General features: G+C 44.3%; 8 protein-coding genes. 6 read left to right on the forward strand and 2 right to left on the reverse strand.

Features of this window, described 5'->3' with window-relative positions; translation table 11 throughout:
- Position 1 precedes the first annotated feature (1 nt).
- From L0M98_RS20350 to L0M98_RS20375, 6 genes are all read left to right on the forward strand, one after another.
- Positions 2-1,468 (forward strand): OmpA family protein, encoded by a 1,467-nt coding sequence (locus L0M98_RS20350; protein WP_227217422.1) that lies wholly within the window; start codon positions 2-4, stop codon positions 1,466-1,468.
- 40 nt (positions 1,469-1,508) lie between these two features.
- On the forward strand, positions 1,509-2,579 hold the full coding sequence (locus L0M98_RS20355; protein ID WP_227217421.1) for a hypothetical protein: 1,071 nt from the start codon (positions 1,509-1,511) through the stop codon (positions 2,577-2,579).
- A 105-nt stretch (positions 2,580-2,684) separates the two neighbouring features.
- Positions 2,685-3,581, forward strand: a complete 897-nt coding sequence (locus tag L0M98_RS20360) for a FimB/Mfa2 family fimbrial subunit (protein ID WP_237961909.1) — start codon at positions 2,685-2,687, stop codon at positions 3,579-3,581.
- A 19-nt stretch (positions 3,582-3,600) separates the two neighbouring features.
- Complete coding sequence (locus L0M98_RS20365; protein ID WP_227217419.1) at positions 3,601-4,518, forward strand: hypothetical protein; 918 nt, start codon at positions 3,601-3,603, stop codon at positions 4,516-4,518.
- A 15-nt stretch (positions 4,519-4,533) separates the two neighbouring features.
- Positions 4,534-7,449 (forward strand): fimbrial protein, encoded by a 2,916-nt coding sequence (locus tag L0M98_RS20370; protein WP_227217418.1) that lies wholly within the window; start codon positions 4,534-4,536, stop codon positions 7,447-7,449.
- 21 nt (positions 7,450-7,470) lie between these two features.
- The gene (locus tag L0M98_RS20375; protein WP_099294122.1) at positions 7,471-7,731 is read left to right on the forward strand and encodes an HU family DNA-binding protein; all 261 of its coding nucleotides are present in this window, start codon (positions 7,471-7,473) and stop codon (positions 7,729-7,731) included.
- Positions 7,732-8,192: 461 nt separating this feature from the next.
- On the opposite strand, the gene L0M98_RS20380 is transcribed toward L0M98_RS20375, so the two are convergent.
- Entirely contained in the window at positions 8,193-8,579 is a 387-nt protein-coding gene (locus L0M98_RS20380; RefSeq protein WP_099294124.1) for an HsmA family protein, read from the reverse strand.
- A gap of 22 nt (positions 8,580-8,601) precedes the next feature.
- On the reverse strand, positions 8,602-9,822 hold the full coding sequence (locus tag L0M98_RS20385) for an ABC transporter permease (protein WP_237961920.1): 1,221 nt from the start codon (positions 9,820-9,822) through the stop codon (positions 8,602-8,604).
- Positions 9,823-9,878: the final 56 nt, after the last annotated feature.

Raw genomic sequence — 9,878 nt, forward strand, 5'->3', positions numbered from 1 at the left:
CATGAAAAGAATGATATATACCATACTAATATTGCTTTTAGGAAGTGGCAGCGCGTGGAGTCAGAAAGAATACCTGAGAAATATTCGGGTATTGAATAACGAAATGAAAAAAAATAAAGCCGATGTGGACGTCTGTATAAATCTCGATGTAAGCCAAATAAAAGTCCGCAGACAACACAGCATCCGGCTGATTCCTGTCATTATTTCGAAAAACGAAAGCAAGAGTCAGGAATTACCGGCTATTATCATCAACGGGCGTACACGTGCTCTGGTGCATCAACGCGTAGAGCGGCTCACAGGGCAACCTTATCCTTACAAGGCACAAACTGTTATACGCCGTTACAACCGGGAAAAACAGGAAATAAACTACGCCGCCTCAATCCCTTTCCAACAATGGATGAGAGGCAGCAAATTAATCATCCGGGAAGAAGTAAGCGGGTGTACCGATTGCATGGCAGCCGGTTACAATCAAGGTGCGACAGATACCATCGCTTCGTCCTGTCTCGCTTCGCCCTTGCCGATATTTACCCTCGATTTCAAACAACCGAAAAAGGAAATCATCAAAACAAGGGAAAAGAGCCGCGAAGCCAGATTACAGTTCCGTCAAGACAGCCGGAAAATTCTACCGGAATACAAAAACAATCATAAAGAACTGGCTGCCATCAAACAATCTATAACAGAAGTCCAAGATGATAAGAACGTCATGATCAAGGCTATCTACATCACGGGATACGCCTCCCCGGAAGGTAGCCGCGAATATAATCTCACCATCTCCAAGGCCAGAGCCGAAGCACTTGCCCGATACCTGCAAGACGAACTCAAAATCGCTCCGGAACAGATTCACGCAGACTGGAAAGGTGAAGACTGGCAAGGACTGCGCGAAGAGGTAGAAAAACGCCCGAAACTCCTGCACCAGAACAAAGTGCTCGCTATCATCGATAATTGTACAGCTCCGGATAAATGTGAAGAAAGCTTCAAAAAACTGGATAATGACGGGAAAATCTACAAACGATTGCTAAATGAATGCTATCCTCCGTTACGGAAAAACGACTATCGCATACAATACGAAGTCCGAAATTTCAACTTGGAAGAGGCGAAACAAGTAATTAAAACCAACCCGAAACTATTAAGCCTGTACGAGATATACCTCGTAGCCCAAGCATACGGGAACGCCCCTGTCCTCCAAGAACAAATTATCCACACGGCAGCCGAGGCCTATCCGGAGAACGGAATCGCAGCGAGTAATGCCGCCCGGCTCGATTTGCAAAAAGGCAATATCCGGGCAGCAATCAACCGTCTTGAAAAAGCCAAAGCCGATCCGGACACGTGGGGTGCGCTCGGCGTGGTTTATGCCCGGGACGAACAATGGGAACTTGCCAAACAGTACCTCGTCAAAGCCGCTACACAAGGCGATAACGAGGCTCGAGAGAATCTTCAAAAACTAGAAACATATATACAAGAACCATAAAAGATTGAATTGACATCAAATTACATTAAATTTTTAGATTATGAAATTAAACAAGTACTTATTAATCGCAGTTGCCAGTCTAGGACTATTTGCCTGCAACAATGACAAAGAAGAAGCCACTCCCAGCGGTCTGAAAGCAATCTCTTTAAACATCGTAAATCCCGAATTGTCGAGAGCTGAACAGACTCCCACGACCGGAGAGCATGGAGGGACATTAGCAATTACCCCCTCTTGCATTTACGTGAAGTTATTGGGAACAGATATCGAAAAAACTTTCACAAGCGTTGTGGATGCCAATAAGTTCACGTTCTTTGATGTACCGACAAGCTGTACCGGAGTGGAAGTTATCATCAATAACAACTCTGCTTATAACTCCACCGCCACGGCGGAAACCGCCAAAAAAACAAATGTTACTTGCTACGGCTCTTCAACAACACTAACACCTGCCAATGTAACAACAAAACCGGGAGAAACTCTTCAATATGACCTCTACCAAACAACAGTTACCGTTAAACCCATCGTGGCCCGTATTGAAGCATCCGGGATCAAACTAATGCAAACAGAAAATCCCACCCAACCGGCAACAACGGCAACTTCCAAATATGCCACTCTTAATTTCGCCGGAATTTTCCTGAATGGATACTGCGAAAATGGAGCATTAGCGAATAACACCGTAACAGCGAGTAACTCACAAGTCATTGAATCAGATGATGCGGAAACTGTTTTAGCCGCAGCCGAAGTATTGTCCATGGGAGACTTTTTAGAAACACCTGCAACAATTTTTGGCGCCACCTTCCCTACAACAGAAAAATGCTATGCATACAACTTCTTTGTAAATGCAGACAACAACAAACCAATCATCACATTAGCCTTTACCGACGCAACCTTAAAAACAGGCACATGCTCACCGATTCGTTTTGCCGTAGTTTCCAAATATAACGGAGATGAAAATTTCAAATTCGAAGCCGGGAAGCTATATCGAATCACCAAATTAGAAGTAACAGATGAAAATATCACCGGAGATATCACCGGTAATACCTTAATCGCGGTTAACGCCACGATTGTGGTTGAACCTTGGGTTGTCCAGGATGTAACCGTTGAATGGAAATAAGACACTAATATCTTCGGCACCACACGCCAAAGATACTCCCGGGAACGCCCCACGAGGCGAAGGGGCGTTCCTTTTTCAAATTTTACATACATACAGTACAACAAGATGAAACGTTTTGAGAAAATATTACTGCTTCTATTAATTATCAGTGTGAATACAAGCTGCATAAAAGAAGATCTTGATGATTGCGAGAAAACACGCCTTACCTTTATATATAAAGGGGATGGTCAAGAAGATATATTTCATACTAAAATCAACAAGGTTGACCTGTATGTTTTCGATGCCGACCACCACTTGGTAACCACCAAAGTATTAAATCAAAGTACCCTAAAAAAACATCAAGGAACCAAACTAAACTTACCGTCCGGTCAATACCACCTCGTCGCGGTAGGCAACGCGGGTGAACGCACAACAATAAAAGATATTCAATGCGGTTCATTGCAAAATATCATGGCAATGCACCCCAACCAAGACAAAGATAAAGTGCCCGGTCAAGACCCCCTTTACATGGGCTGCCATGTCATCGAGGTACTTAAAGACCGTTGGTCAGACCACACGGTAGAATTCAAAAGTTCCCACCTGAAAGTATCCGTGGAAGTCCGGGGAGTGGGATACGCCGGAACGGGACGTGCAGCTAATCCGTCCGTTTCCGTCGTGCTAAAAAACGTCTATCCACACACGAACTTCACCAACGAATCGTGCGGAGAATTATGCGCCCATCACCCGGAATTCGTGTTCGATGAAAACACTCACGTCATGCAATCAACAGACTTAAACATATTCAGGTACAAAGGTGGATGTGCAATGGTAATAGAAGTTCTGAACCGAGAGGGCAACGTCATTGCCTCCAAAAGCATTGCGGAATTCCTGCGTGAAAATCCTAAAGTGGATATTTACAAACAGGAAGCCCTGCTCCCGCTCCTTATTGAATTCACTCCATTGCAAGTGGAAATCCGCTTGCCCGAGTGGTATATCAATGACGTGACACCAGATTTCCATTAATCATATAGAAGAACTTGTTATGAAAAACAGATTCAACTTCATCATATTCGCGTTTATTCTTTTGCTGACATCCTGCATCAAAGACAAGGCACAAGAAGAAGAAAAGGTTTCCGTGGTGTTGACATTCAACACGCGTTCCGTTAGCGAAACTTACGACACCGATTCGGGTGAAGGTATTCAATCCATCCGTGTAATCATCGCTCAAAACGGCACGGTCGTAAAAAATGAATATTATCCCGAACTAAGCTACAATGCCTCACTCTCCTCCCGCACGTTCACAATATTCGATGTACCCGTGGGAAATGCGGATTTCTATATCATCGCCAATGCCGATAAATCAGGGATTACGGATTGGACACCCTACAATGTCGGGCAAACACCATCGTTCGACCTACTGACTCGACACGTCATGACAACCGCAAACGGAATCATTGAGCCACCATTCCCCATCGCACAACAATTCTTGAATCAATCGATACGGACTAACGGGCAAGAATTAAATTTCTCCATCATCCGTTCCGTTGTCAAGTTAAATTTCATGTTCACGAACAAGAGCGACAAAGACATCACGCTCGAACAAATCAAACTGGGGACGTTCGTACCGGATAAAACATTTTTATTCCCCCAAGAATCACGACCGGCAGATCTGAATTATCATCCATTAAACATGAATAATATAAATCAAGTCGTTCAAGCCGGAACCTCATTCATGAAAACGGTATATATTTACGAGAATACCGGCACGGATACCGATGCATACACGGTGGCCATCGTTGTCGACGGATACACCTACGAACCGCTTCCGTTAAACCTGACATCAATAACCCGCAACACGCAGGTAAATATAAAAATGACGATTACCCCTAGCAATGTAGGACTTTCATACATTGTTGCCGATTGGACAAACACCCCTGTAACGATTCCCCCGTTTGATTAAATAAAATATATAACCATGAAAACCATCTACCATTTAATATATCTAGCGTATGCCGGTATTCTTTTCCTAACCGGTTGTTCAGACGATATATTGGAAAAAAACGCACAAGTCATCGAGGGGCAACCTACCAAAGTAAATTTAAACTTCGGGGTAGCTAACTCGTCACAACTATCCAGAGCAACCTCGCCCGTCAAAGATGAACACAAGGTGAACAACCTGTACGTTTTCATTTTTAATGCCGACGGTTCTCTGTCTAAAAGCCAATTTTTCGAATACGGGAACTTACAGGATAAAATGGAAAAGGATGACATCAACAACACACTCACGAGCGGCAAAGTTACTATCGAAACCGTATCCGGAAGCGGGAAAACGATTTGGGCAATCGCGAATATCGCTAACGTTTCAACTAACGCCATGAGAGATATCACCCCCGCCGTGTTGGACGAGATAAGTAATCTGGAGGAATTACAAGCACTAACAGCCTCTTTGCAACAAGAAACGATTGCCCGGGGAACAGCCTTTCTCATGAGTGGCACCCACGAAGATGCATCCGGGAATCCTAAAAAAGTGGACATCCCCGTCGGGGGCGAAATAAGCGGCAATATCATTCTGAAACGCGTCGATGCCAAAATCACGTTCAACATCCAAACCAAAAAAGGAATCACCTTCACTCCCACGGAATGGAAAGTTGTCAAAGCCTCCAAAAAGGTCTATTTACTACCCAATGCATCCGATCCAGAAGGCGCTGACACGGACTATTTCGAAACATCGTGGGCAAACTACGAGGGTGAAGGTGACAATTTTGGGAAGACCTTTTCTTTTTACGTGGCAGAAAATCGCAAATCACCCATCAAATCCATTCCAACAATGACAGAGGACGGCACCCCTCTGACCCCGGAGGAACAATATAATTACCGGGAAAAACAACTCAAGAACCCCGTGACGGACGGCAAACCCGGACAAACCGTAACCAACGGGGCATACGAATACGCTGACCCCAACTCCACGTATGTGATACTAAAAGGAAACATCACGTACAAATATGGTGAAATACAAGAAGTTTCCGCGAATGTCATGTACACGATACACTTGGGGTTCGTGAATGGCGCCGAGGATTTTAACACCAACCGCAATGTACATTACACGTACACGGTTACCATCAACAGTGCCGAAAGTATCATTGTTGAAGTTAACGATGGAAAAGAGAACCAACCCGGTGCAGAAGGCGAGATTACTATTGCCGACAATATCATTAACTTAGATGCCCATTATGAAACGAGATGCATTACTTTCACTCAAGCACAAATAGACCCGAGTTTAACGTGGTATGTAAAAACCGCTTTCAGCGAAGGGATGCCGGAGCAAAATCCTCAAGACTACAAATGGATCAAGTTTTTACTTAACACCAAAAATGGTTCCGGTTATGATACCAAATTCCAAAAATACCCCGGAGATAAGGAAAGCTATACAGACGAGGAAATCAAGGCTTTGGATTGTCAAATAACAAACGCCAAACTTATAAACGTGGCTCAACTTGTACGGATTCTAAAAAGAAACAAAGAAATATATATTGCAAACAATAACAGTAACAAGGGAACTCTTTTCGACGGAGGGTTTAAAATTACATTCACGGCTTTTATCGAGGAAAATTATTACACACAAAACCCGGAAACAGGAGACAACAGCACAACTTTATGGAAAAAATTTGTCAATCAACCGGAACGAATCATGAATATCCTCTCCAACACGAGATACAGCCCGGACGGGGAAAGCGTGAGGCACGTCGCCGTTACTTCGTTCCGGCAAAAATCCATTCAAACGATGTATAACATCTCGGCAGGCGAAGGGTTGCAAACGGCATGGGGAACAGAATGTGTACAGGAAACAGATAAACGCCCGTTCTGGAAGGAAAAAACCGCCAATTCAGAGAAACCCACACCCACCTATAATGATTCTCGAAACGGTCGTTCCAATACTACAAAATTATGGAATACAAGTACAAATCCCCGTTGGGATACTTATATTGAACCGACAACCAATGAAATGAAAACAGCATACAATTACGCCCGCTACAATTGCATGCAACGAAATCGGGATCTAGACGGAGACGGGGAAATTGATGCCGATGAAGTACGCTGGTACTTAGCTGCCATCGATCAATTGACAGACCTTTGGATCGGAGAAAATTCATTTGACGCCGACGCCCGCCTTTTCAAAGGCTCCACGTGGATTGAAGACTGGTATGTCAGCAGCACCGTACCGGGACGTTACAGTGTAAATATAGGTTCAGACTGGTTCCCCCGTTATGAATACTGGGACAACCCCACCGTACTATGGTCTTCCGAAGGCTCCTCTATCGGTGAGATGAATACAGTAACTTCCTATAACACAAGTAAAACATTTAATTACCGCTGTGTACGTAATCTCGGTATTGCTCCGGATGATGCCACAACAATACCCCAAGATTTTGCCACATACGACGCCACCACCCATGTACTCTCCCTCGAGTACCTAGACGAAAAATCCATCCGTGCTTACTCGCAGGAAGAAGAACTGCCCGAACACCACGAACGGCAGGCAGACAACTTACCATGGTGGAATTTTGAAGTAAACCCGGGCTCACACTTGTTACTAAGCAAGAGTGCCAATTGGATTGAAATCCGTGATGCCGTCAACTCCGGCAAGTCACCTTGTCCACCCGGTTGGCGTGTACCAAATCAACGAGAACTAGCTCTTATGCTGTCACGTGTAAAAAATGATGGCGGTTGGGAATGGAGTAATCACATGTCAAGAACCCGCTTTTCCATGAACCCGACAGGGGGCTATCGGCATGGTTTCTCTGTTACGTCTGCGGCAGAAATGCTATTCCTGATTAATAATTCCAACGAAACAGGGGGAGTACGATGCGTAAGAGATAAATCTTCAAAATAATTCGATATAGAAAAACAAGATATGAATAAACGAGAACTTTCATTATTAGTAGCAGACCGAACCGGGCTCTCGAAGGGCGAGGCACTGAAAGCGGTGCAAGCCACGATAGATTGCATCACCGAAGCTCTGCAAACAGGACAACGAATAACGTTAATGGGATTCGGGGCGTTCTTCTCGTATGAACTCCCCCCTCGCGTTACATATAATCTTTATACCAAAGAACGGGAACAACTGGAATCACGCAAGGTGATCAAATTCAGACCCACCTTCCCCGACAAATAAATGCAACCAACCACGAGGCTGTCCAAAAATGGGCAGTCTCTTTTGACACTTAGCTATTCAGTCAATTAGTTGTATTTTCAATGTTATACGATTATCATTTTCTACCATCGGTTTACTTTGGTTTACAGTAGTAAACTTTTTCTAGAGAAAATCCGAAGTAATACTGTTAAAGAAAGGGATTAAAACCGGTACAAAGCCGTTTCAAAGCCGGTGCAAAGCCGCTCGTGAACGTCTTTGAAACGTCTTTGTATCGAAGGTGAAACGTCTTTGTTCCCTTATTACTCCCTTATCTCAACGGACTCTTATCGCATACTCACCATGCCTAAAAAAAAGTTTACCGTAAACCTAAGTAAACTTATACTGGAATTTTCATCAAAAATATCCCTAAAACCAACCGGGATATTAGCATATAAGCTCCCAGTATACTGCGATTATAACCGGGACAAGTAACATTCTTCCTATTAATGCTTCACACCCAGCACAATCCCTAACACGTAAGGCATCAGCCAAAACGCCCAAACAAGAATACTAAATCTACTGAAATTCTGTTTGGCTTTTTGGCTTCCTTTCCAGTAAGTCAAGATTGCCCATCCCGCATGGATTGCCATCAAAATTAAAGCAAATAATCCGGTTACACTATGCAGGATATTTTCATTCCCCGCCTCTCCGGCGATATCGGACATTATTGTCGTACCGAACGTATCGGCAGTCAATCCCAACAGGAAAAAGACAATATGCCACAATCGTAACTCGTTTTGCACTCGTTCCGCCCATGTACCAATCGAGTAAAACACGAGTGCCAGCGTCATGCTCGCGATAGCGGTTCCTAAAAAAGGTATATTTTCCATCACTTTAAATTTATAACATGAATCACTCGTAACGAATAGCATCTATCGGGTTCAACCGGGATGCCTTGCGGGCGGGATACCAACCGAAGAAAACACCCGTGAACGTACAAACGATAAACGAAATCACCACTGAGTACAATAACACGGATACCGGCCATCCCAACAGGGAACGCAATACCAACGATACACCGATCCCCAACCCCACGCCGATAATTCCACCCGAAACACTGATAATAATTGACTCTATCAAGAACTGGAACAAGATATGCCGCCCCTTGGCACCGATAGACATTCGTAAACCGATTTCACGAGTACGTTCCGTGACCGAAACATACATGATATTCATGATTCCGATGCCACCGACAAGCAAGGAGATTCCCCCGATACAAGCCAAAAGAATAGTTAAAACCTTGGTCGCCATCGTCAGTACCTTACTCATCTCTTCCAGCGAACGAACCGTGAAATCATCCTCCTGCCCCGCGGGAATACGATGCGTCTGTCGCAATACTCCCGTGATTTCCTGTATCATCTTGTTCGTGTATCGCTCGTCAATCACGGAAACGTAAATACCGTGCATGTAAGGGATTGCCAACAATCTTTTCTGTATTGTCGTGAAAGGAGCCACGATGATATCATCCTGATCCCGCCCCATGGAATTATAACCTTTAGGAGCCAAAACACCAACAATACGAAAAGGCACTTTATCAAAGCGGATAATCTGCCCGAGAGGCTCTTCCCCGTTCTTGAACAGGTTATCCACGATCGTCTGCCCCACCACGCACACTTTGGCGGCATTCTTCATGTCCTGATCACTGAACATTTCCCCCCGGTTGACCGTCAAGCGGCGAATATCCATGTAATCCTCGTTGATCCCGTAAATAGAGGTCGGCGTGTTACTCGCCCCGTAAATGGCTTGCCCGGATTTCGTCACGTAAGGAGAACAGTTTTCCAAATAAGGAACTTCCGAAACGATTGCCCGGTAATCTTCCAACTTTAAAGTCTGAACGATCACGCCGTTCTGGCGGATTCCTCCCACCATGGCATTCGTCGGGTTGATAACCACCATGTTAGCCCCCAGTTCTTCTATTTGTTTCTCTATACTATACTTCGAGCCTTCACCGATGGCAAGCATCGAAATTACCGAGCTCACCCCGATAATGATACCCAACATCGTCAAGAACCCGCGTAATTTATTATTACTCAAAGCCCGAAGGGCGATAATTATTAAATTCCCGTAATTCATCTATTCATTTTAGATTTATGATTTATGATTTCAGATTTATGATTATCATCCTCCCT

The sequence above is a fragment of the Butyricimonas sp. DFI.6.44 genome (assembly GCF_022132345.1).
GTDB classification, from domain to species: Bacteria; Bacteroidota; Bacteroidia; order Bacteroidales; family Marinifilaceae; genus Butyricimonas; species Butyricimonas muris.

What these genes read in the sequence shown, in the direction of transcription:
- L0M98_RS20350 (WP_227217422.1), top strand. Translation starts at nt 2, where the DNA reads ATGAAAAGAATGATATATACCATACTAATATTGCTTTTAGGAAGTGGC.
- L0M98_RS20355 (WP_227217421.1), top strand. Translation starts at nt 1,509, where the DNA reads ATGAAATTAAACAAGTACTTATTAATCGCAGTTGCCAGTCTAGGACTA.
- L0M98_RS20360 (WP_237961909.1), top strand. Translation starts at nt 2,685, where the DNA reads ATGAAACGTTTTGAGAAAATATTACTGCTTCTATTAATTATCAGTGTG.
- L0M98_RS20365 (WP_227217419.1), top strand. Translation starts at nt 3,601, where the DNA reads ATGAAAAACAGATTCAACTTCATCATATTCGCGTTTATTCTTTTGCTG.
- L0M98_RS20370 (WP_227217418.1), top strand. Translation starts at nt 4,534, where the DNA reads ATGAAAACCATCTACCATTTAATATATCTAGCGTATGCCGGTATTCTT.
- L0M98_RS20375 (WP_099294122.1), top strand. Translation starts at nt 7,471, where the DNA reads ATGAATAAACGAGAACTTTCATTATTAGTAGCAGACCGAACCGGGCTC.
- L0M98_RS20380 (WP_099294124.1), bottom strand. Translation starts at nt 8,579, where the DNA reads ATGGAAAATATACCTTTTTTAGGAACCGCTATCGCGAGCATGACGCTG.
- L0M98_RS20385 (WP_237961920.1), bottom strand. Translation starts at nt 9,822, where the DNA reads ATGAATTACGGGAATTTAATAATTATCGCCCTTCGGGCTTTGAGTAAT.